Genomic DNA, 20,116 nt, shown 5'->3' on the forward strand with positions numbered 1-20,116 from the left:
CATCGCAATGGGCTCTGACCCCACTCAACGGTCATTCCAGCGCGTAGCGCAGGGTGAACAGCACCGCCACCAGCCACACCGCCGGATGCACTTCGCGCCAGCGCCCGGTGCCGGCCTTCAGCGCGGCATAGGCGATGAAGCCGAACGCCAGGCCGTTGGCAATCGAGTAGGTGAACGGCATCGCCAGCGCACACAGGGCCGCCGGCACCGATTCGGTCAGGTCGCTCCAGTCCACTTCCACCAGCTCGCGCAGCATCAGGCCGGCGACGAACAGCAGCGCCGGTGCGGTGGCATAGCTGGGCACCATCGCTGCCAGCGGCGAGAACAGCAGTGCCGCCAGGAACAGGGCCGACACCACCAAAGCGGTCAGGCCGGTGCGGCCGCCCACCTGCACGCCAGAGGCGCTTTCAGCGAAGGCGGTGGTGCTGCTGGTGCCAAGCAGCGAGCCTGCAACAATCGCGGTGCTGTCGGCCAGCAGCGCGCGGCCGAAACGCTTCTGCGCGCCCGGCAGCTTCAGCAGGCCGGCACGGCCGACCACGCCATACAGCGTGCCGGTGGCATCGAACACTTCCACCAGCACGAACACCAGCACCACCTGCAGCAGCACGGCGATCGGTGCGCCGCCGTCATGGTGCAGCAGGCCCGGCAGGTCCAGCTGCAGGAAGGTCGGGGCCAGGCTCGGCGGCAGCGAAACCAGGCCCTGGTACTGCACGTCGCCCAGCGCCCAGCCCGCGCCGGTCACGGCCAGGATGCCGATCAGGATCGCACCACGGATGCGCCGTGCTTCCAGTACCGCGATCAGCAGGAAGCCGGCCAGCGCCAGCAGCGGCGGCGCCGTGTTCAACGGACCCAGCGCCACCAGCGTGTCTTCATTGCCGACGATCACGCCGGACTTCTGCAGCGCGATGATCGCCAGGAACAGGCCGATACCGGCCACGATGGCCGAGCGCAGCGATGAGGGAATGCCCGACACCAGCCATGCGCGCACACCGGTCAGCGACAGCACCAGGAACACCAGGCCGGAAATGAACACCGCACCGAGCGCCTGCTGCCAGGGCAGGCCGGCGGCGCCGACCACGGTGAAGGCGAAGAACGCGTTCAGGCCCATGCCCGGCGCCATGCCCACCGGGAAGTTGGCGGCCAGCGCCATTACCGCCGAACCCAGCGCGGCGGCCAGGCAGGTGGCCACGAACACCGCGCCGGCATCCATGCCGGTGGTGCCGAGGATCTCGGGGTTCACGAAGACGATGTAGGACATCGTCAGGAAGGTGGTGACACCGGCCAGCAGTTCGGTGCGCACGGTGGTGCCGTGCTGCTGCAGCTGGAACAGGCGCTCGAACAGGGACATCGCAGATCTCTCATGCCTGCACACCCTGCCGCCCCTGGGGACCTGCGGGTACGTCGCCAGGCGGTTAGAAGTGGTAGTTCAACTTCAGCGTAACGCTGCTGTAGTCGGTATGGAAGCTGCGACGGGCCGCAGCCGGGTAGTTGGGATCTTCCAGGGTCACCGGGCTGGAACCCAGGTGGGTGTAGCGGTACTCGGCACCGGCCGAGAGGCGGTCGTTGAAGCGGTACAGCACGCCTGCCGTGGCGTGGGCGCCGGTGGACACGTGCGAGGCGCGGGTCTCGAATTCGGCCACGCGGCAGCCGTTGGTGGCCTCCACCAGCGACTTGTCGCAGCCCAGTGTGAATTCCTGCCGGGCCACCGTCACGCCGGCACCGACGTAGGGCAGCCAGCGGCCCATCGCGCGGCCCAGCGTCACATCAACGGCGCCTGCGCGGGTCACTGCATCCTTGCCGTGGTACGGGCTGTACTGGTGCTGCTCGCGGTCCTTCCAGTCGCGCGCGACGTTGCCGAAGGACAGCGAACCTTCCAGGCCCACCACGATGTTGTTGTCGAACTGCCAGCGGCGGCCGCCCTGCACGCCGCCGGTGAAGCCGCGGATGCTCTTCTCCGATGCGTTGGCGTTGCTGCGGTCCTTGCTGTGGCCTTCGCCGTGCGACGCCTGCACGCCGAAGTAGTAGCCTTCCCAGTCGGTGGTTGCGGCCGTGGCGGTGCCCGACAGCAGCAGGGCTGCCGTGGTGATGATCAGTGTTTTCATTGCGGTTTCCTGCGTTGGGGGATGAAGCGGGCGCGTAGGAAAACCGATGTGGGCGAGTGAATACATACAACGAATTGCAAAGCGAGACTGCGACAGGGTTTCACGCCTGTTTGGGCTCGGACGTTCATCAGCGGTTGAATTCCGACCGGCGAAAACACCTTGAAAAACTGGCGACAGGAAGGCCTGAAAGACGAAAGGCCGCGCGAGCGCGGCCTTTCGTTTCCTGCGGTGCGGCTTACTTCAGCGCCTTGAAGCGCAGGCGCTTCGGCGCCGCGTCGTCGCCCATGCGGCGGCGCTTGTCTTCTTCGTACTCGCGGTAGTTGCCCTGGAAGAACTCCACGTGCGAGTCGCCTTCGAACGCCAGGATGTGGGTCGCGATGCGATCCAGGAACCAGCGGTCATGCGAAATGACGAAGGTGTTGCCCGGGAACTCCAGCAGCGCATCTTCCAGCGCACGCAGCGTTTCGATGTCCAGGTCGTTGGACGGTTCGTCGAGCAGCAGCACGTTGCCACCCTGCAGCAGGGTCTTGGCCATGTGCAGGCGGCCACGCTCACCACCGGACAGCGAACCGACCATCTTCTGCTGGTCCTGGCCCTTGAAGTTGAAGCGGCCGATGTAGGCGCGCGACTGGATCTCGATGCCGTTGATGTTGAGGATGTCCAGGCCGCCGGCGATTTCCTGGAAGACGTTGTGGTTGCCTTCCAGCGCGTCGCGGCTCTGGTCCACGTAGGACAGCTTCACGGTCGGGCCGACCACGATCTCGCCGGTATCCGGCTTTTCCTGGCCGGTGATCATCTTGAACAGGGTCGACTTACCGGCACCGTTCGGGCCGATGATGCCGACGATGGCGCCGGCCGGCACCAGGAAGCTCAGGTTGTCGAACAGCAGGCGGTCGCCGAACTTCTTGGAGACGTTCTTGAACTCCATCACCGCATTGCCCAGGCGCTCGCCCGGCGGGATGAAGATTTCATTGGTCTCGTTGCGCTTCTGGTAATCGACCGACTGCAGCTCTTCCAGGCGGGCCAGACGGGCCTTGCCCTTGGTGCGGCCGCCCTTGGCGTTCTGGCGCGACCACTCCAGTTCCTTCTGGATCGCCTTCTGGCGAGCCTTTTCCTGGTTGTCTTCCTGCTTCAGGCGCTCGTCCTTCTGGGTCAGCCAGTCGGTGTAGTTGCCCTTCCACGGAATGCCGCGGCCGCGGTCCAGTTCCAGGATCCACTCGGCGGCGTTGTCCAGGAAGTAGCGGTCATGGGTAACGGCCACCACGGTGCCGGTGTAGCGCGCCAGGAACTGCTCCAGCCATTCCACCGACTCGGCGTCGAGGTGGTTGGTCGGTTCGTCCAGCAGCAGCATGTCCGGCTTCTGCAGCAGCAGGCGGCACAGCGCCACGCGGCGCTTCTCACCACCGGACAGCTTGCCGACGATGGCATCCCACGGCGGCAGGCGCAGCGCATCGGCCGCCACGTCCAGCTGGTTTTCCAGGGTGTGCGCATCGCCGGCGGCCAGGATCGCCTCCAGGCGCTCCTGTTCCTTGGCCAGCGCGTCGAAGTCGGCGCCTTCCTCGGCGTAGGCGGCGTACACCGCTTCCAGCGCGGCCTGGGCCTGCAGCACTTCGCCCACGCCTTCCTCCACCGCTTCACGCACGGTCTTGGTCGGGTCCAGCTCCGGTTCCTGCGCCAGGTAGCCGACCTTGATGCCCGGCTGCGGGCGGGCTTCGCCCTCGAAATCGGTGTCCACGCCGGCCATGATCTTCAGCACGGTGGACTTGCCGGCGCCGTTCAGGCCCAGCAGGCCGATCTTCGCGCCCGGGAAGAAGGACAGCGAGATGTCCTTGATGATCTGCCGCTTGGGCGGGACCACCTTGGACACGCGGTTCATGGTGTAGATGTATTGCGAGGACATGCGGTCTCCGTAGGCGCGGCCCTGCGCCCGGTCCGTCACGGGAAGATCCCGTTGCGGCAGTGGGCACAGACTGAAATGGAATACCGCCAATTATAGCCGGAACCGGTTCCGGGCCGCGCCCGGGTGGCGCCGCCGGGCTGGCTATCGCCTGAATACTCCGTCACAGTCCCGCAGCGGGAAGCGTTTCCAGCCGGAAACGGTTCAGATCGGGTGGGCAATATGGGCTCACCACCCACCCGAGCAGAGGTCTGACATGCGCATCAATCGAGTAATGGCCGGCGCCGTGGCCTCTGTGCTGGCGCTGGGCGCCGTGGCCCCGGCCTTCGCCGACAATGACCATCGCGGTCGCGACCATGACCGCCGCGAGTGGCGGGAGGATCGCCGTGAGTGGCGCCAGGACCGCCGTGACTGGGAGCGCGACCGCCGCGAGGCCCGGCGCGACTACCGCCAGGATCGCCGCGAGTGGCACCGCGACCATGACCGCTACTACCGCCCGGCGCCGCCGCGCGTGGTCTATCGTCCGGCACCGCCGCCGCCGCGCTATGGCGGCTACGGCTGGCGGGTCGGTTCCCCCTACCGCGACTACTACCGTGGCCCGGTCTACGTGGTGAACGACTACCCGCGCTACCACCTGCGACGCCCGCCGTACGGGCATCACTGGATCCGCGACGACCGCGGCAACATGCTGCTGGTGGCCATCGCCACCGGCGTGATCGCCCAGTACGTGCTCAGCGGGCGCTGAGGATCGCGGCCGGGGTCGGATCCCTTTCCAACGGAAAGGGCTCTGAGCCCACACCATCAATCGAAACCATACGGGGCCGGATTCCTTCGGGGATGCCGGCCCCGTCTGTTTCGGCCCCAGCAGGCCGGTGCGGGGCTACAATCGAGGGCTGAGTCGTATCCCCTTTCCCTGCCTGCTGGAGTACCCGATGTTCCCGCGTGACGTCCGCATCGAATCCTACGATCCCGAACTGGCCAAGGCCATCGCCGCTGAGACCCAGCGCCAGGAAGACCACGTCGAGCTGATCGCCAGCGAGAACTACACCAGCCCGGCGGTGATGGAAGCGCAGGGCAGCCAGCTGACCAACAAGTACGCTGAAGGCTACCCGGGCAAGCGCTACTACGGCGGCTGCGAATACGTGGACATCGCCGAGCAGCTGGCGATTGACCGCCTCAAGCAGCTGTTCGGCGCCGATTACGCCAACGTGCAGCCGCACAGCGGTTCGCAGGCCAACCAGGCCGTGTACTTCGCGCTGCTGCAGCCGGGTGACACCATCCTCGGCATGAGCCTGGCCCACGGCGGCCACCTCACCCACGGTGCCAAGGTGAATGCCTCGGGCAAGCTGTTCAACGCCGTGCAGTACGGCGTGAACGACCAGGGCCTGATCGACTACGACGAAGTCGAGCGCCTGGCCCTGGAGCACAAGCCGAAGATGGTCGTGGCTGGTTTCTCGGCCTACTCGCAGGTGATCGACTGGGCGCGCTTCCGCGCCATCGCCGACAAGGTCGGTGCCTACCTGTTCGTGGACATGGCGCACGTCGCCGGCCTGGTCGCCGCCGGCGTCTACCCGAGCCCGCTGGAACACGCGCACGTGGTCACCTCGACCACCCACAAGACCCTGCGCGGCCCGCGCGGCGGCATCATCGTCGCCAAGGGCGCCGACGAAGACCTGGTCAAGAAGCTGCAGTCGATCGTGTTCCCGGGCATCCAGGGCGGTCCGCTGATGCACGTCATCGCCGGCAAGGCCGTGGCCTTCAAGGAAGCACTGGAACCGGGCTTCAAGGCCTACCAGCAGCAGGTAGTGAAGAACGCCCAGGCGATGGCCAACACGCTCATCGCGCGCGGCTACAAGATCGTCTCCGGTGGCACCCAGAACCACCTGATGCTGGTCGACATGATCGGCAAGGACGTGTCCGGCAAGGATGCGGAAGCTGCACTGGGCAAGGCGCACATCACCGTCAACAAGAACTCGGTGCCGAACGACCCGCGTTCGCCGTTCGTGACCTCGGGCCTGCGCTTGGGCACCCCGGCGGTGACCACCCGCGGCTACGTGGAACAGGACTGCGTGGACCTGGCCAACTGGATCGCCGATGTGCTCGACGCACCGACCGATGAAGCCGTCATCGCCCGCGTGCGCGACGCCGTCAGCGCGCAGTGCCGCAAGTACCCGGTCTACGGCTGATCGAAGCAGGGGTCAGAGCCCTTTCCATGCGGAAAGGGATCCGACCCCGCAACCCGGATCGACGCAGGGGTCGGATCCCTTCCCGCAGGGAAGGGCTCTGACCCCAGTATCCGATTGATACTTTTTCAGAATAATCGTATGGCTTAGCTGACGGCGGGGTCTCAGGCTCGTGTAATCGCCTCAAGGGTCATGACCATGCGCCATCCACCTGCCAAGCAGTCGATTCTTCTTGCTCTACACTTTTGGCTGTTGTCCGTTCCCCTGGTTCTTTTCAGTTTTTATTTCGCATTCTTGATGACCTGGGGAGCTCTTCTTCGTGGCAGTGTTGTATTTCTGTCAATGATTGCGCTGTGGGCCCTGCTCTCGTTGCTTGCCCTGTCTTTCATTTACAGGCTGATCAATGCGTGGCATGAGCGCGGCACCGCCGGGCTACGGGAAAACTCGGAGCCGCTGAGTGCGATGGGGTTGATATGCGCCATGCAGGCCGGGTGTGCCATGTACATAGTGGTTGGACCGTTTGGCATGCTGTTTCTGCCTGTGTCCATAGCCTTGGGCGCCCCGTGGTTGACCCTTGTCTGCCACCTCCGATGGCTGACAAAGAAGGAGGTGGTGGAGTAAATGGCAGTCTGCGCGGGAACTTGCTCGCAGTCCGCTTCGCAGGCATGGTTGAGGCGTCAGGAGCCACAGCAGCCACGAAGCCCTTGACGTCAGCAAGGAGAGTCGAGCCTATGGATGAGCAGCAGCACAAACGATGGATGGGGATAGCAGGCCTGCTGGTGGGCCTGCCCACTGCGGCGGCAGGAGGCACCGTGGCGGTGCTGGGCCTGATAGCCGTCATGGACGGCAAGTATCTGTCCGGCAACGAGCCCGCGGTGATCGCGCTGTGGTCGTTGGCCGGGCTTCTCGGTCTGTTGTCATGGATGTGGCTGACCGGGCTCTTCCTGTGGCGCGGCCGCGATGGCCTGCGCCAATCCCCGCTTGTCGCATGGATTGGGCTGCTGCTGGGGACCTTCGCCGCGCTGGGCGTGGTCGCCGCCACGCTGTATTTCACCTTCAAGCATGGTGAGATAACGACGCTGGCCTTCTTTGGGCTTGGCCCGCCGTTGCTGGTGATGGCGGGGCACCTGGCGTGGCTGCGCTGGGGACGGTCTGCCCCCTGATGTCGGCAAGGCGGGCTGAGCCTCCCGCCACGCGCGCGCTGGGCGCGCTGCGCAGGCACTTCTGCGCAGACAGCATTTGCTGCTGAACGCCTTCTCAGGTACCTTTGCGACGCTGCCATGACCGTGGCAATTAGGTTGCCCCCTGAGCCAGGCGTTCCATGCATTGCCCCTTCTGCCAACATGCCGATACCCGGGTCATCGACTCGCGCGTCTCTGAAGACGGCGCGACGATCCGCCGTCGGCGTGAATGCGAAGCCTGCGGCGAGCGCTTCAGCACCATGGAAACGGTTGAACTGAAGCTGCCGGCCATCGTCAAGAGCGATGGCACCCGCGAAGCGTTCGACCAGCGCAAGGTGCGGGCGGGTTTCGACCGCGCGCTGCAGAAGCGTGCGGTGGCCGAAGACAAGATCGAAGCGGCGGTACGCGCGGTGGTTCACCAGCTGCGTATCAGCGGCGAGCGCGAAGTGCCTTCGATCAAGGTTGGCGAGTTCGTGATGAATGAACTGCGCAAGCTCGATCACGTGGGCTACGTGCGGTTTGCGTCGGTGTACCGCAGCTTCGAGGACGTAGCTGATTTCCGCGAGGAGATCGAGAAGCTGGAACGTGACCTGCCGTCCAGTACCGAACAGCTGCAGCTGCTGGGCGACGTGATTGCCCTGACCAAGAAGAAGAAGGGCTGACCGCTTCTGCCTTGGTGGGTGCCAACCTTGGTTGGCACAATGGCCTTTGCTCTGGTGGGTGCCAACCTTGGTTGGCACTGATGGCGTGGATCTACACCGTCAGCGTTACCATGGTGGCATGAGCACCTCGTTCTCCGTCCTCGACCACCTGCACATGGCCAACGCACTGCGCCTGGCCGAGCGTGCCGCCTACACCACCCGCCCCAATCCGATGGTCGGCTGCGTGATCGCCCATGGCGAACGCGTGGTCGGGCAGGGCTGGCACCAACGCGCGGGTGGCCCGCACGCCGAAGTGTTCGCGCTGCGCGAGGCCGGCATCGAGGCCCGCGGTGCCACCGCCTACGTCACCCTGGAGCCCTGCGCACACTACGGGCGCACGCCGCCGTGCGCGCTGGCGTTGATCGAGGCCGGCGTGTCGCGCGTGGTTGCGGCGATGCGCGATCCGTTCCCGAAGGTTGATGGCGGTGGCTTCGATCTGCTGCGCAATGCCGGCATCGAGGTCGCCGAAGGGTTGATGTCCGCGCAGGCACGCGAACTCAACAAGGGCTTCCTCTCACGCGTGGAGCGCAACCGCCCGTGGCTGCGGGTGAAGCTGGCCGCCAGCCTGGATGGCCGCACCGCGATGGCCGACGGCAGCTCCAAGTGGATTACCGGCCCGGCCGCGCGCGAGGATGTGCAGCACTGGCGTGCTCGCGCCGGCGCGATCCTGACCGGCGCCGACACCGTGCTGGCCGACGACCCGATGCTGACCGTACGCCTGGCCGATACCGACGTGATGCCGCCGCTGCGCGTGGTGCTGGATTCGCGCCTGCGTTCGCTGGAATGCAGCCGTGTGCGCGAGGGTGGGGCACCGACGTTGTACCTGCATGACGCAGCAGTAAGCGCACCGGATGCGGCCGACGCCGAATTTGCCAGCGTGCCGGGCAGCGGTGGCAGTTTGGACCTTGGTGCGGTGCTGGTCCTGCTGGCCGAGCGTGGCATCAACGAAGTGCATACCGAGGCTGGAGCCACCCTGGCCGGTGCACTGTTGCGCGGCGGCTGGGTGGATGAGTTGTTGCTCTACCAGGCGCCGACGCTGCTGGGCGATACCGGCCGCCCGCTGCTGGCTGGCCTCGGCATCGAGGCGATGGCCCAGCAGCACCGGCTGCGCGTGGTGGATCAACGCCAGGTGGGTGAGGACATGCGTCTGCTGCTGCGGCCGTAACGCAAGCCGATCATGTCGCGTCGTACCCGCCGGATGTGGCATCAAGGTTGGCGGGGCGAATGATCGCTGCGCATGTTGCAAGGCTCACAGGTCTCCAATGGCCTCCCAGGCATTTGCCGTACGCGTAGTTCATCAGCCCTGACCGCACGTGCACCTTGCCGGGCCCTGTTTCATGGGCATGTCAGGCCGCTGTATTCGAAATGAAGATGGGGCGATACCTGGTTGTTGCAGTAGGTCAATAGCTGGTGCTCATCCATGCCTTTCGCCGCATCCAGTATTTCGGCCTGGAGCGCATTGAAATGACCGATGCGATGCGGTGCCTGCTGGCTCACGCAGTTGCGGAGCCGATGCAGCGGCCAGTCACATGCAACCGATCCTGTGAGCCTGGGCGCTTCCTCCTCCAGCATGCGCCGGTCCCAGCCGTGGTAGGGAATGAAGGCGTCGAGCAGCTTCGCTTCCAGGCTGTTGGCACTGCGGCTGAGCCATGCGCCCTGGCCATGTCGGAAGAACTCCAGATCCCCGGAAATGCTGCGCGATCCTGATCCCCTCAGTATCCTGACCTGGCGACGGAAGATGTCGGCCATCTCGGCGGGAGCCGCAGCCCTGGAACCTGCCTTTGTTGCCTCCCGGTACCTGGCGTACAGTGGAGTCAGGTCGGGGACAGAGCAGCGATAGGACAACGTCGCTGTATTGGCGGTGGGGCCGGCGCGGGTGGATAGTGCGGTACAGGTCACGCGGCCCAGCCTGTCCAGCGATGCAGCGCCGATGCCGGGTGATTCAAAGCCAGCAGGCACCAGGAAGCGTTCGGCGGCCTCGTCATCGCCAATGCGCGCTCGCACTTCCTGCAGCCGATCGAGATAGCCTGGGGGCTGGAACGTACCCTTCCACTGCGCGTCGAGGGTGCGGCGGGCAACCGGGTCGGCAGCGAGCAGAAGCGAAAGATAAAGCTGGAAATTGGCGTCAATACCTGCGGTGATCTCGCCCGACGGCAGCGCATCCGCACGCTGCGTGGATGCATCGGGCGAGGCCAGGGCAGAGAGTGGCGCGCAGGTCAGTACGAGCAGTCGCATCATTTTCATGGGTGGACTCATGGTCGGTGGCGTTCCTGGAGTGCACGGCAGTGCGCGCGAGCCTCGTCGGGTCCCATCCCGCTGACCGTCTCTTCCAGGACATTCTGAAAGGTCGCGTCGTCTGATGAGGGATCGACGGAGTCGTGAATCCGTGCGGCTTTCAGTCGTGCGTCAAGCAGCAGGTCACACGCAGGAATGCCCGTACGGGCAGTGATGGACTCTGCCTCGATGCGCTCATTCCATTCCCGGAACGGCAGCATCTTCTGAAGCAGCGCCAGCCCGAGGAACATCATGTCGGTACTGGCCCAGGGACCGCCTTCGCCAGCACGGAAGAACTCGGCCGTGGTGTCGAACGTGCTGTTGGGAGCTTGGGTCAGCACTTGGGCAAATGCCATTTTCGCGGGTTGGATGGACGCGACTGCATCCACGGCCACGAATTGTTCGCGATGCTCGCGATAGGTCGCGAAGAAGCTGGAGACGTCTGGAACCCCGCAGTGGTAGCGGATCGTCACACGATCGGGAGAGCCGCTATCGGCGCGCTCGACCTCTTTGCAATGGATGGAGTGCCACCTGGCTTTGACAGCCATGGCAATGGGGTCATTGCTTCCCAGCGCAGGGCCTTGATGGATATGGAGCGCGTCTACGGTATCCCCGATTCCGGGGAACGCATGTTTACTGGCTGTCTGCAGGCTCTCCCTCAGTGCGGTTCGGGCTCGCTCGTCATCCTGGGTGACTACGCGTACGTACGCGTCAAAGGTCTCTTCCAGCGAGAGTGCGCCCGTGGGCGCGGCGGTCGCCGACAGCGACGTGCCGAGCAATCCGGTGATGATCGGTTTCAGCATGGCATGGCCGCGTCGCGTGGAATGGAACGCGAGGATCCCTGTACGTGGACCCTGGGTCCATGCAAGAAATCCGAAATTCCAGACCCACGGCGCCGGGTTCACGGGGCGCGGACTTTGGCCGTTCGACTCAGCGAGTCGCACTGCCTCCAGAGGACCTTGTTCCTGCGCAGTCGGGATGGCGGTGGACTGCATGCGCGTGCCTTGGTGGCATCGAGGATATCTGGCCGTCCGCGCGCCACCTTCGCCGGCAGGCCCCTCCCAGGCATCGTGAAGGTTGCCCGGACTCTCTGTCACACCATACCGGCACTGCCGCCGAAGGCTGACGGCAGCGGCGTAATGCCGGGCATGGCCCGGCGATATCGCTTACCGCCTCACGCGCATTCGTCAGTCCACATCATCTCGGCGATCGGGCGCAGTGCCTTGCACTCCTGCGTCATCTCCTCGGCCGACTGCACCTGTGCCTTGGCCTTCAGTTCCTCGGCCATCGCATCCACGCCGCTGATCTGGTCCGGCGCGATCTTCGCCACGCAGGCGCGGTGCTGTTGCAGCAGCAGGTCGCAGCCCGGTACGCCGGTTACCTTCGGTGCGCTGGCGGCCTCCACGTCCTGCATCCAGTCCTCGAACGGGGCCAGTGCGCCGGCCACGGTGCCCACCAGGTCATCGAAATTACCGCTGTACCAATAGCCGTTGTCCTTGGCCGGGTACAGGGTGAAGGTGCCGCTGACCGGCACGCGCGCGCCGCTCTGCAGCGCCTGGGTATAGGCATCGGTGAACTGCTTTCGCGAGGCCGGGCTGGCATCGGCGGCCAGGCTGGCAGCAAACAGCGGGCGCACCTTGCCCAGGTCGGGCACCTGGCAGCTGAAGCTGATGCGCGCCAGCTTCTGGTCTTCAACGTATTCGTTGTCTTCGATCACGCTCTTGGTCGCGCGGCACTTCGAATCGCGCAGGGCCTTGGCGTACAGCGCTTCGGTGGCGGCGGCGTCGGTCTTGTCACCGGCGCTGGCCAGCACGGTCTGCCACGGCTCGGCCAGGGCCTTGGCCAGGGCACCCGGGGTCGGGGTCACGGCGTCCTGGCCTTCGAAGGCTGGCTTCAGCGCATCGTTGAGCGTGCGGGTGGCGGCCGCGTCGTCTTCCAGCAGGGTGCGCGCGTACAGGTCGAAGGCCTGTTCGGGCGTCAGCGGGGCCGGGGCGGCACTGGCAAACAGCGGGGCGCACAGCACGGCGCTGGTCAGCAAGCTACGGGTGAGCGTCTTCATGACGGTGGTTTCCTGTTCCAGAGGCGCGCAAGACTAGCGCATCTGCCTGCACTTTCGATGGCGCCACGCGGCCACGTGCCGGTGTGCAGCGGCCAAAAAAAACGGGCCCCTTGCGGGGCCCGTTCGATCGCACGACGAGGAGCGATCGTTGGATCAGAAGCTGGCGCGCACGCCCACCGAGTACTGGGTGACGTCGCGGTAGCCGGAGATCTCGCCCACCAGGCCCCAGGTCTTGGTGAAGTTGATCTGGCCGCCGACGGTACCGACCCAGGTGCCCTTGAAGTTGTTGCCGCCATCCATGTAGCCGGCCTTGGCCCAGGCTTCGGTCATGCGCGACGGCTTGCCGCGGATACCCATGGTGACGCGGCCCAGGTTGGTGTGGTCCTTGCCGTGGTAACGCACGCCGTCATAGCGCAGGGTCGATTCGGCGTTCTGGCGCACCCAGGCGGCATCGGCGGTGAAGTCCACGCGGTCGGACCACGGCATGTGGTAACCAATGCCCAGCTCCGGCTGGTTCAGTTCCAGCTTCAGCGAATCTTCGCCGTAATGGCGGGTCTTGCTGGTACGCGACCAGCCGCCGAAGACGTAGACCTGTTCGGCCAGCGCGACCGAACCACGCAGGTAGCCGCCGTCGACCTTGGGGTCGTCCAGTGCGTTGTCGTCAACCTTGACCTGCGTCCAGCCACCTTCAACGTAGGTGTAGCTCAGGGCGTCGGCCGACGCGGTGAACGGGGCGGCGGCCAGCAGGGCGGCCACAATCAGGATCTTGCGCATGGGAATTCCTGTGAATTTCAGTCCATTGGCGGGCCTGCCCTTGCGGCTGCCCGTGGCGACATCATGTCGTCCGAGGCAGAATTTTAATGAAAGTTTTACAAATTGCGAGCGACGGGCGTCACAGCTGTGGCATCCGACCCCGTTCAGCCCGGGCTGTTACACTGGCTACGCCGGTTCGCCGGTACACAAACGTCTTCAGGGCGGGGTGCAACTCCCCACCGGCGGTAGGTGCGCAAGCACGAGCCCGCGAGCGCCCCGGCCCACGGCCGGGGGTCAGCAGATCCGGTCCAATGCCGGAGCCGACGGTCATAGTCCGGATGAAAGAAGACGGTGCCACAGGGCTCATGCCCTGCGTGCGCCTGTTTGCCTTGCGGCGTTTTTCGCTCACATTCCGCGGAGAACGTTACTTGTTTACTGGAATCATCGAAGGCGTCGGCCGTCTGGCCGCTCGCGAACCCATTGGCGGCGATGTCCGCTTCACTTTCAATGTCGGGACGCTGCCGTTTGACAACGTGCAGATGGGCGAGAGCATTGCCATCAACGGCGTCTGCCTCACCGTCATCGCATTCGACGCCTGCGGCTTCCAGGCTGATGCCTCCACCGAGACCCTGGGCCTGACCACGCTGGGCCAGCTGGGCGAGGGCGCGGTCATCAACCTGGAGCGCGCCATGCGCCCGACCGACCGCCTGGGCGGCCATCTGGTCAGCGGCCACGTCGATGGCCTGGGCCAGGTGCTGTCCATCCACGAAGATGCGCGCGCCCAGCGCTGGCGCTTCGCCGCGCCGGCCTCGCTGCGCCGCTACATTGCCAAGAAGGGCTCGATCTGCGTGGACGGCGTCAGCCTCACCGTCAACGAAGTGGACGATGAAGGCTTCGAAGTCGCCCTCATTCCGCACACCGTGGCCAACACCGCGTTTTCCGCTACCGGCGTGGGCAGCGCGGTGAACCTGGAAATCGATCTGGTCGCTCGGTATGTCGAGCGGTTGTTGGGTGAAGGAGCCCGCGCATGAACTTCGCACCCATCCCCGAAATCCTGGAAGACATCCGCCTGGGCCGCATGGTGGTCATCGTCGATGACGAAGACCGCGAGAACGAAGGCGACCTGATCATGGCCGCCGAGCTGGTGAAGGCCAGCGACATCAATTTCATGGTCACCCACGGCCGTGGCCTGGTGTGCCTGCCGCTCACCCGCACGCGCGCGGCCGATCTGGGCCTGGCGCCGATGGTGCAGGCCAATACCGCGCAGTTCCAGACCAACTTCACCGTCAGCATCGAGGCGGCCGAGGGTGTCACCACCGGCATTTCCGCGCATGACCGTGCGCACACCATCCGCACCGCAGTAAAGCCCAACGCCAAGCCGGCCGACCTGCACCAGCCGGGCCACATCTTCCCGCTGATCGCCCAGCCGGGCGGCGTGCTCACCCGCGCCGGCCACACCGAGGCCGGCGTGGACCTGGCCATGCTGGCCGGGCTGGAACCGGCCGGCGTGCTGGTTGAGATCCTGAACCCCGACGGCAGCATGGCGCGCCGCCCGGAGCTGGAAGTTTTCGCCCGCGAGCACGGCCTGAAGATGGGCTCCATCGCCGACCTGATCGCCTACCGCCTGGCCACCGAAAAGACCGTCGAGCGCGTCGACGAGCGCGACATCGATACCGAATTCGGCCCGTTCAAGCTGGTGACCTACCGCGACCGCATCGCCCACGACCTGCATTTCGCCCTGGTGCGTGGTACCCCGGACGCCGACACCCCCACCCTGGTGCGGGTGCAGGTGGAAAACCCGCTGGCCGACCTGCTGCACTGGCGTCGCGATGATTTCGGCGTGGCCGCCACCGATGCCCTGCGTGCCATCGACGCCGAAGGCAGTGGCGTGATGGTGGTGCTGCAGGCGCCGCGTGATGGCGAGGCCCTGCTGGCCCGCCTGCGCCAGCAGGCGGCGCCGGTAGTGCCGGGCAAGGACAAGGACGTGAGCCAGTGGCGCCGCAACGGTGCCGGCGCGCAGATCCTGTCCGACCTGGGCTTGGGCAAGCTGCGCGTGCTGGGCACCCCGCGCCGCCAGATCGGCCTGGCCGGGTACGGCCTGGAAGTGGTGGAGACGGTGGGCTGCTGAGGCCATTGGGAACCCTTGTAGAGCCGAGCCATGCTCGGCTCATGCGCCCAGCGCGGGGTTCTCCGGTCCGGTGCCAGACAGGGCAGCCGAGCATGGCTCGGCTCTACAGCAGGCTCCCTCAAGGTCCCCGCGAGCCACGGCCGGGGCCCATCCACGCTAGAATTACCCCCTTATCGAGTCCCCCAAGCCGCATATGAGCCACTACGAAGGCGATCTTCGCACTCCCGAATCAGCGCGCTTCGCCATCCTGGCCAGCCGCTGGAACGCCCGCATCACCGATACGCTGGTCGCTGGCGCCCGCCAGAGCCTGGCCGGCAACGGCATCACCGAAGCCAACATCGACGTGATCCGCGTGCCGGGTGCCTGGGAACTGCCGCTGGTGGCCGCGCGCCTGGCCGCCGCCCATGAACACGCCGCCATCCTCACCCTGGGCTGCGTGATCCGTGGCGATACCCGCCACTACGAACACGTGGCCGACCGCTGCGCCGAAGGCCTGATGCGCGTGCAGCTGGACTTCGGCGTGCCGGTGCTGAACGGCGTGCTGGCGGTGGAACGCGTTGAAGACGCCGAGGCCCGCGCAGGCGGCAGCCACGGCAACAAGGGCGAGGAAGTCGCACTCGCCGCATTGGAAATGGTCAATCTTCTGGAGCAGCTGCCATGAACAAGAACACCCAGGGCAAGCCCTCCGGTAAACCCGTCCGCCGCGATGGCGTCGATCCGGTGCTGCGCTCGCGCGCCCGCCGCCGTGCCGTGCAGGCCATCTATGCCTGGCAGATCTCCGGCGGCAACGCCCAGTCGCTGATCGCCCAGTTCGCGCATGAGCAGGCCCGTGAAATCGCCGACCTGGCGTACTTCGAAGCGCTGGTGCATGGCGTGCTCGACAACCGTCGTGACATCGACGAAGCCCTGGCCCCGTACCTGGACCGCGGCATCGAGGAAGTGGACGCGATCGAACGCGCGGTGCTGCGCCTGGCCGCCTATGAGCTGCGTTACCGCCTGGACGTGCCGTACCGCGTGGTGATCAACGAAGCCATCGAATCGGCCAAGCGCTTCGGTTCCGAACACGGCCACACCTACGTCAATGGTGTGCTGGATCGTGCCGCCGTGGAATGGCGCAAGGTCGAATCGGGTCACTGACCCGTTTCTGCTTCTGGTGGATGCCAACCTTGGTTGGCATGGGTGAAAACCCGCTCGACCGTTGCACGATGCGGGAACCTGCTTTGATCTTTGAACGGCGCGGGAACCTGCTTTGGACTTCGAACGGCGCGGGAACCTGCTTTGATTTTCGAATGGCGCGGGAACCTGCTTTGGTAGAGTCAACTGTTAGTCGACTGCCTTTCGATCAGCAGTCGGGGTGTCGGACGGGAGAGCAGTCGACTAACAGTCGACTCTACCCCGTCGGATTCCCACCGGTTCCATCCGATCGGTTTCCCATCGGTTGTCCCCCATCGGCACGATCCACCCGCGCCCGCCGCCCATCCATGCAACCCGCCGGAGCGCCCCCATGTCCCTGGCCGAATTCGCCCTCATCGACCGCATCCGCGCCCGCACCCTCGAGCGCGACGACATCCTGCTCGGCATCGGTGATGACGCCGCGCTGCTGCAGCCGCGCCCGAACGAACAGCTGGTGGTCACCGCCGATACGCTCAACAGCGGCGTGCATTTCCCGGCCGAAACCCCGGCGTTCGACATCGGCTGGAAGACGCTGGCCGTCAACCTGTCCGACCTCGCTGCGATGGGCGCGCGCCCGGCGTGGTGCACGCTGGCGCTGTCATTGCCCGATGCGAGCGAGGATTGGATCGAAGCCTTCGCCGACGGTTTCTTCGCCCTCGCCGACCAGCACGACATCGCGCTGATCGGTGGCGACACCACGCGCGGCCCGCTGTCGCTGTCGGTCACTGCGATGGGCCAGGTCGGCCGTGGCCAGGCACTGCGCCGCGACCGTGCACAGGTGGGCGACGATATCTGGGTCAGTGGCACGCTGGGCGATGCCGCCGGTGCGCTGCGCCTGTGGCAGCAGGGTGCGCTGAACGTGGCCACCGCCACGCTGCTGGCCGACTACGAAAGCCTGCGCCTGCGCCTGCTGCGACCGACGCCGCGCGTCACCCTCGGCCTGCGCCTGCGGGCGTTCGCGCATGCAGCGGTGGACGTGTCTGATGGCCTGTTGGCCGACCTGGGCCACATCGCCACGCGCAGCGCGGTGGCCGCGCATGTCGATGCCGATCTGTTGCCGATTTCGAATGCGCTGCGTGAGCTGCTGGGCCGTGAAACCGCCCGCGAATGCGCACTGCGCGGCGGTGACGACTACGAACTGTGCTTCACCGCCGCCGCTGACCAGCGCGATGCGCTGCATTACCTCGCCGAATCGCTGGACCTGCCGCTCACCCGTATCGGCCGCATCGCCGAAGGGCAGGGCGTGCATGTGGATGGCGAAGCCGCCGATGGTGGTTACCAGCACTTCGCCTGAAGCATGGCGGGGTCGGATCCCTTTGCAGCGCAAAGGGCTCTGACCCCAGCTTGGCGTCAGAGCGTTGCCATGGTAGGTGCCAACCTTGGTTGGCACTGATCTGTCAGGCCTCCTTGCCGGCCTCGTGTCGACCAAGGTCGACACCTGCCAGAGCGGGGGCGCGACAAACAAAAACACCAGGCATTGCCCGGCGTAATCGCTTATACGTGCGGAACGGGTTTGCCAAACCGATTGTCAACCGGCGTGCTGGGCAGCAGCATGAACACCAGCACGGCCAAGCCGGCAAACGGCACCAACATCAGCAGCAGCCACCAGCCCGAACGATCGGTGTCGTGCAGCCGGCGAATGGTCACCGCGATCAGTGGCAGTGCCAGTGCCAGCCATACCGCCACTGTCAGCCCGGATGAAACCAACGCCAGCGATGTGGAGTTGATGTGGCCGGCAATGAGGCCCAGTACGTTCAACGGAACCGTAAACATCATCATGAACAGCTGGAACCACCAGTACTCGCTGCGGCTGGCGCGCCCAGTGAACTGGGTATAGCGCTTCAGCGGAACCATCATCTTGTGCATCTACTTTTCTCCTTTGGGGCGGTGAAAACACTGGTCACGATTGGCGGGTTCAGATCCGTCTGCCGACTGGCAGAAGGATCTGAACCCGACCGCCACGGCACTCAGGGGTAATCGGCCATCAGTACGGCTTCGCCGACAATCGCGCCGGCCACCAGCGCGTCGGCGTTGCGGGCATAGCGCGCGCTGAGCGGAATCGGGTTGCTTCCGGTCTGCGCCATGCCGTACGACCAGGGCGTGCCCAGCTGCACCGGCAGGCCATTGCGCAGCAGTTCGATCTGCACGCCTGCGGCATCGCTGCCAGGTGCGGCGGCAAGCATGCTGCCGCTGCCGCCGGGCACATGCGCGTCGGTCAGGGTCAGCTCCACCGGCACGTTGTCGTGGCTGCAGGCCATGTTCACCACGAAGTCCTTGTCGCCCGCCGAACTTCCGGCACCTGCCAGTGCATTGGCGGGTACATCGTCCAGTGTCAGCGTGGCGCCTTGCACCGCGCAGTCGCGTATCACCGAGACATCGAACCCGAGTTCAAGCGTGCCTGTGCCCACCAATGAAGGATTGCTGCGCGGGCGGATGCGCAGTTGCGAGGTACGCGAGATCGCTTCGCTCTGTACGTTGCGACGCCCGGAGACCGACAGTTCGGTCAACAGCTTCGCCCGCGACGAAGCAGGAACGGTCAGCACCAGGCTTTGCCCACTCATGGTGAACGCCACGCCGTTGGCAATGCCGCCGCGCTCCTCGTACACGCCCAGCAGTACCAATGGTGAAGTATCAGACGCCTGGAACTTGCCGAAGGTCAGGCCGCGGTACTCCACCGTGCCCAGCAGCGTCATCGGGGTATCGAACTCCACCTCGAACTCCAGCGGCGCAGTGTTCGGGCAGCCACTGAACTCGACACCGGCCGCGCCAAAGGAGTAGTCGAACGATTCGCGCTCGTTCAACACCACCGGATACATCGTGCTGGCAAAGCCATCGGTCACGGCAGTGCAGGCCCAGGCGGCACCCGCTTCAAACAGGAAGAGCGTCGCGACCAGACACAGCAACGGCGCCCAGTGCCACGGGCGTGCAGGCTTCATCGGCTGACCGCTGCCTGCTGCTCGCGCGGCGCGCCGTAGTCATCCAGCCAGGTAAAGGTCACCGACGCCGGCATCGCCGCACCCTCCGGCAGCGCGAAGCGCGCGCTCTGGCCCGGCGCGATCATGTCCACGTCCACGCTGCGGCCATCGGCCAGTTTCAGCGTGCTCAGCGTCACGTGGTAGGCGCTGGGGTTACTCACCTGTAGCGCACCACCGTCAGCGCGCCATTGCAACTGTGCGGCCGCATCGCGCGCGCTGCCGGGCAGGCCGGCGGGGCGATGGAACAGCTTCACCCGTGTGCGCACGGCGAACTGCAGCAGGTTCTTGTCGGCGACGTTGGCGGGCTTGGGCGGAATGTCCAGCAGATTGAAGTAGAAAACCGATTCACGGTCGGTCGGCAGCGGTGCCTCCGATGGACGCGGCGCGTAGGTGATGCGATAGGCCTGGCCCTGCTTGGATTGCAGCAGGCGTGGCTCGGCGGGGGTCAGCCGGAACGGCGTACGCACATCTTCCGGGCGCGACTGCGCGTTGCCATCGTCAATCCAGACCTGGGTCATGGCCGGCAGCTCGCCCACGTTGCTGGCGCGCACGGTGGTGTCGCGGCCCTTGCCGGCGTCGTACACGATACGCGTACCCTGCAGCGTGACCGCCGCGGTAGCAGGCAGCGCAACGGCCATCGCCAGCGACGCGCACAGCCACGTCGATGCGTGGTGCTTCATGGGAAACCTC

Annotated in this window: 21 protein-coding genes and 1 riboswitch; of the genes, 11 read left to right on the forward strand and 10 right to left on the reverse strand. The window is 65.7% G+C overall.

The window, feature by feature from the left end:
- Positions 1 to 31: 31 nt before the first annotated feature.
- The 3 genes from AASM09_RS03105 to ettA form a co-directional block, all read right to left on the reverse strand.
- Positions 32 to 1,348: an NCS2 family permease gene (locus AASM09_RS03105; protein ID WP_049429488.1), complete on the reverse strand. Its 1,317-nt coding sequence runs from the start codon at positions 1,346 to 1,348 to the stop codon at positions 32 to 34.
- 64 nt (positions 1,349 to 1,412) lie between these two features.
- A complete protein-coding gene (locus AASM09_RS03110; RefSeq protein WP_049429489.1) occupies positions 1,413 to 2,102 on the reverse strand; it encodes an outer membrane protein in 690 nt (229 codons plus the stop codon).
- Positions 2,103 to 2,337: 235 nt separating this feature from the next.
- A complete protein-coding gene (gene ettA, locus AASM09_RS03115) occupies positions 2,338 to 4,002 on the reverse strand; it encodes an energy-dependent translational throttle protein EttA (protein WP_005408049.1) in 1,665 nt (554 codons plus the stop codon).
- Positions 4,003 to 4,255: 253 nt separating this feature from the next.
- On the opposite strand from ettA, the gene AASM09_RS03120 reads away from it, so the two are divergent.
- The 6 genes from AASM09_RS03120 to ribD all read left to right on the forward strand — a co-directional run bounded on the left by AASM09_RS03120 (position 4,256) and on the right by ribD (position 9,229).
- Entirely contained in the window at positions 4,256 to 4,744 is a 489-nt protein-coding gene (locus AASM09_RS03120; RefSeq protein ID WP_049429490.1) for an RcnB family protein, read from the forward strand.
- Between the two features lie 187 nt (positions 4,745 to 4,931).
- The gene (glyA, locus tag AASM09_RS03125) at positions 4,932 to 6,185 is read left to right on the forward strand and encodes a serine hydroxymethyltransferase (protein WP_049429491.1); all 1,254 of its coding nucleotides are present in this window, start codon (positions 4,932 to 4,934) and stop codon (positions 6,183 to 6,185) included.
- Positions 6,186 to 6,374: 189 nt separating this feature from the next.
- Positions 6,375 to 6,803: a hypothetical protein gene (locus tag AASM09_RS03130; protein WP_049429492.1), complete on the forward strand. Its 429-nt coding sequence runs from the start codon at positions 6,375 to 6,377 to the stop codon at positions 6,801 to 6,803.
- Between the two features lie 110 nt (positions 6,804 to 6,913).
- Entirely contained in the window at positions 6,914 to 7,345 is a 432-nt protein-coding gene (locus AASM09_RS03135; RefSeq protein WP_049429493.1) for a hypothetical protein, read from the forward strand.
- Between the two features lie 158 nt (positions 7,346 to 7,503).
- Positions 7,504 to 8,025 (forward strand): transcriptional regulator NrdR, encoded by a 522-nt coding sequence (nrdR, locus tag AASM09_RS03140; RefSeq protein ID WP_004143350.1) that lies wholly within the window; start codon positions 7,504 to 7,506, stop codon positions 8,023 to 8,025.
- Positions 8,026 to 8,143: 118 nt separating this feature from the next.
- Positions 8,144 to 9,229, forward strand: a complete 1,086-nt coding sequence (gene ribD / locus AASM09_RS03145; RefSeq protein WP_049429494.1) for a bifunctional diaminohydroxyphosphoribosylaminopyrimidine deaminase/5-amino-6-(5-phosphoribosylamino)uracil reductase RibD — start codon at positions 8,144 to 8,146, stop codon at positions 9,227 to 9,229.
- 170 nt (positions 9,230 to 9,399) lie between these two features.
- Here ribD and AASM09_RS03150 read toward each other — a convergent pair whose 3' ends face one another.
- The 4 genes from AASM09_RS03150 to AASM09_RS03165 form a co-directional block, all read right to left on the reverse strand.
- Complete coding sequence (locus AASM09_RS03150) at positions 9,400 to 10,308, reverse strand: hypothetical protein (RefSeq protein ID WP_049429495.1); 909 nt, start codon at positions 10,306 to 10,308, stop codon at positions 9,400 to 9,402.
- Between the two features lie 8 nt (positions 10,309 to 10,316).
- Positions 10,317 to 11,333, reverse strand: coding sequence for a hypothetical protein (locus tag AASM09_RS03155; RefSeq protein WP_152906582.1), 1,017 nt, complete (start codon positions 11,331 to 11,333; stop codon positions 10,317 to 10,319).
- 179 nt (positions 11,334 to 11,512) lie between these two features.
- Positions 11,513 to 12,397 (reverse strand): hypothetical protein, encoded by an 885-nt coding sequence (locus tag AASM09_RS03160; RefSeq protein WP_049429497.1) that lies wholly within the window; start codon positions 12,395 to 12,397, stop codon positions 11,513 to 11,515.
- Positions 12,398 to 12,550: 153 nt separating this feature from the next.
- Positions 12,551 to 13,171 carry an outer membrane beta-barrel protein gene (locus AASM09_RS03165; protein ID WP_049429498.1) on the reverse strand — a complete coding sequence of 207 codons (621 nt, stop codon included), beginning with the start codon at positions 13,169 to 13,171 and terminating at the stop codon, positions 12,551 to 12,553.
- A gap of 187 nt (positions 13,172 to 13,358) precedes the next feature.
- A riboswitch (FMN riboswitch) is annotated at positions 13,359 to 13,504 on the forward strand.
- Between the two features lie 74 nt (positions 13,505 to 13,578).
- On the opposite strand from AASM09_RS03165, the gene AASM09_RS03170 reads away from it, so the two are divergent.
- The 5 genes from AASM09_RS03170 (at position 13,579) to thiL (ending at position 17,745) form a co-directional block, all read left to right on the forward strand.
- Positions 13,579 to 14,181, forward strand: coding sequence for a riboflavin synthase (locus AASM09_RS03170; protein ID WP_049429509.1), 603 nt, complete (start codon positions 13,579 to 13,581; stop codon positions 14,179 to 14,181).
- The gene (gene ribB / locus AASM09_RS03175) at positions 14,178 to 15,278 is read left to right on the forward strand and encodes a 3,4-dihydroxy-2-butanone-4-phosphate synthase (RefSeq protein ID WP_049429499.1); all 1,101 of its coding nucleotides are present in this window, start codon (positions 14,178 to 14,180) and stop codon (positions 15,276 to 15,278) included. Before AASM09_RS03170 ends, ribB begins: the two co-directional genes overlap by 4 nt.
- Before the next feature lie 193 nt (positions 15,279 to 15,471).
- Positions 15,472 to 15,939, forward strand: a complete 468-nt coding sequence (gene ribH / locus AASM09_RS03180; protein ID WP_010481977.1) for a 6,7-dimethyl-8-ribityllumazine synthase — start codon at positions 15,472 to 15,474, stop codon at positions 15,937 to 15,939.
- On the forward strand, positions 15,936 to 16,415 hold the full coding sequence (gene nusB, locus AASM09_RS03185; protein WP_049429500.1) for a transcription antitermination factor NusB: 480 nt from the start codon (positions 15,936 to 15,938) through the stop codon (positions 16,413 to 16,415). The genes ribH and nusB overlap by 4 nt, the downstream gene beginning before the upstream one ends.
- 367 nt (positions 16,416 to 16,782) lie before the next feature.
- A complete protein-coding gene (gene thiL, locus AASM09_RS03190; protein ID WP_049429501.1) occupies positions 16,783 to 17,745 on the forward strand; it encodes a thiamine-phosphate kinase in 963 nt (320 codons plus the stop codon).
- Between the two features lie 200 nt (positions 17,746 to 17,945).
- On the opposite strand, the gene AASM09_RS03195 is transcribed toward thiL, so the two are convergent.
- The 3 genes from AASM09_RS03195 to AASM09_RS03205 all read right to left on the reverse strand — a co-directional run bounded on the left by AASM09_RS03195 (position 17,946) and on the right by AASM09_RS03205 (position 20,106).
- Complete coding sequence (locus AASM09_RS03195) at positions 17,946 to 18,317, reverse strand: DUF805 domain-containing protein (RefSeq protein ID WP_049429502.1); 372 nt, start codon at positions 18,315 to 18,317, stop codon at positions 17,946 to 17,948.
- Between the two features lie 101 nt (positions 18,318 to 18,418).
- The gene (locus tag AASM09_RS03200) at positions 18,419 to 19,387 is read right to left on the reverse strand and encodes a fimbrial protein (protein WP_238378673.1); all 969 of its coding nucleotides are present in this window, start codon (positions 19,385 to 19,387) and stop codon (positions 18,419 to 18,421) included.
- Positions 19,384 to 20,106: a fimbrial biogenesis chaperone gene (locus AASM09_RS03205; RefSeq protein WP_100443859.1), complete on the reverse strand. Its 723-nt coding sequence runs from the start codon at positions 20,104 to 20,106 to the stop codon at positions 19,384 to 19,386. The genes AASM09_RS03200 and AASM09_RS03205 overlap by 4 nt, the downstream gene beginning before the upstream one ends.
- Between the last annotated feature and the right edge of the window lie 10 nt (positions 20,107 to 20,116).

It is taken from the genome of Stenotrophomonas maltophilia, from assembly GCF_039555535.1.
Lineage (GTDB): Bacteria > Pseudomonadota > Gammaproteobacteria > Xanthomonadales > Xanthomonadaceae > Stenotrophomonas > Stenotrophomonas maltophilia_Q.

Coding starts and splice junctions, on each gene's coding strand:
- AASM09_RS03105 (WP_049429488.1), bottom strand. CDS start 1,348: ATGTCCCTGTTCGAGCGCCTGTTCCAGCTGCAGCAGCACGGCACCACC.
- AASM09_RS03110 (WP_049429489.1), bottom strand. CDS start 2,102: ATGAAAACACTGATCATCACCACGGCAGCCCTGCTGCTGTCGGGCACC.
- ettA (WP_005408049.1), bottom strand. CDS start 4,002: ATGTCCTCGCAATACATCTACACCATGAACCGCGTGTCCAAGGTGGTC.
- AASM09_RS03120 (WP_049429490.1), top strand. CDS start 4,256: ATGCGCATCAATCGAGTAATGGCCGGCGCCGTGGCCTCTGTGCTGGCG.
- glyA (WP_049429491.1), top strand. CDS start 4,932: ATGTTCCCGCGTGACGTCCGCATCGAATCCTACGATCCCGAACTGGCC.
- AASM09_RS03130 (WP_049429492.1), top strand. CDS start 6,375: ATGACCATGCGCCATCCACCTGCCAAGCAGTCGATTCTTCTTGCTCTA.
- AASM09_RS03135 (WP_049429493.1), top strand. CDS start 6,914: ATGGATGAGCAGCAGCACAAACGATGGATGGGGATAGCAGGCCTGCTG.
- nrdR (WP_004143350.1), top strand. CDS start 7,504: ATGCATTGCCCCTTCTGCCAACATGCCGATACCCGGGTCATCGACTCG.
- ribD (WP_049429494.1), top strand. CDS start 8,144: ATGAGCACCTCGTTCTCCGTCCTCGACCACCTGCACATGGCCAACGCA.
- AASM09_RS03150 (WP_049429495.1), bottom strand. CDS start 10,308: ATGAAAATGATGCGACTGCTCGTACTGACCTGCGCGCCACTCTCTGCC.
- AASM09_RS03155 (WP_152906582.1), bottom strand. CDS start 11,333: ATGCAGTCCACCGCCATCCCGACTGCGCAGGAACAAGGTCCTCTGGAG.
- AASM09_RS03160 (WP_049429497.1), bottom strand. CDS start 12,397: ATGAAGACGCTCACCCGTAGCTTGCTGACCAGCGCCGTGCTGTGCGCC.
- AASM09_RS03165 (WP_049429498.1), bottom strand. CDS start 13,171: ATGCGCAAGATCCTGATTGTGGCCGCCCTGCTGGCCGCCGCCCCGTTC.
- ribB (WP_049429499.1), top strand. CDS start 14,178: ATGAACTTCGCACCCATCCCCGAAATCCTGGAAGACATCCGCCTGGGC.
- ribH (WP_010481977.1), top strand. CDS start 15,472: ATGAGCCACTACGAAGGCGATCTTCGCACTCCCGAATCAGCGCGCTTC.
- nusB (WP_049429500.1), top strand. CDS start 15,936: ATGAACAAGAACACCCAGGGCAAGCCCTCCGGTAAACCCGTCCGCCGC.
- thiL (WP_049429501.1), top strand. CDS start 16,783: ATGTCCCTGGCCGAATTCGCCCTCATCGACCGCATCCGCGCCCGCACC.
- AASM09_RS03195 (WP_049429502.1), bottom strand. CDS start 18,317: ATGCACAAGATGATGGTTCCGCTGAAGCGCTATACCCAGTTCACTGGG.
- AASM09_RS03200 (WP_238378673.1), bottom strand. CDS start 19,387: ATGAAGCCTGCACGCCCGTGGCACTGGGCGCCGTTGCTGTGTCTGGTC.
- AASM09_RS03205 (WP_100443859.1), bottom strand. CDS start 20,106: ATGAAGCACCACGCATCGACGTGGCTGTGCGCGTCGCTGGCGATGGCC.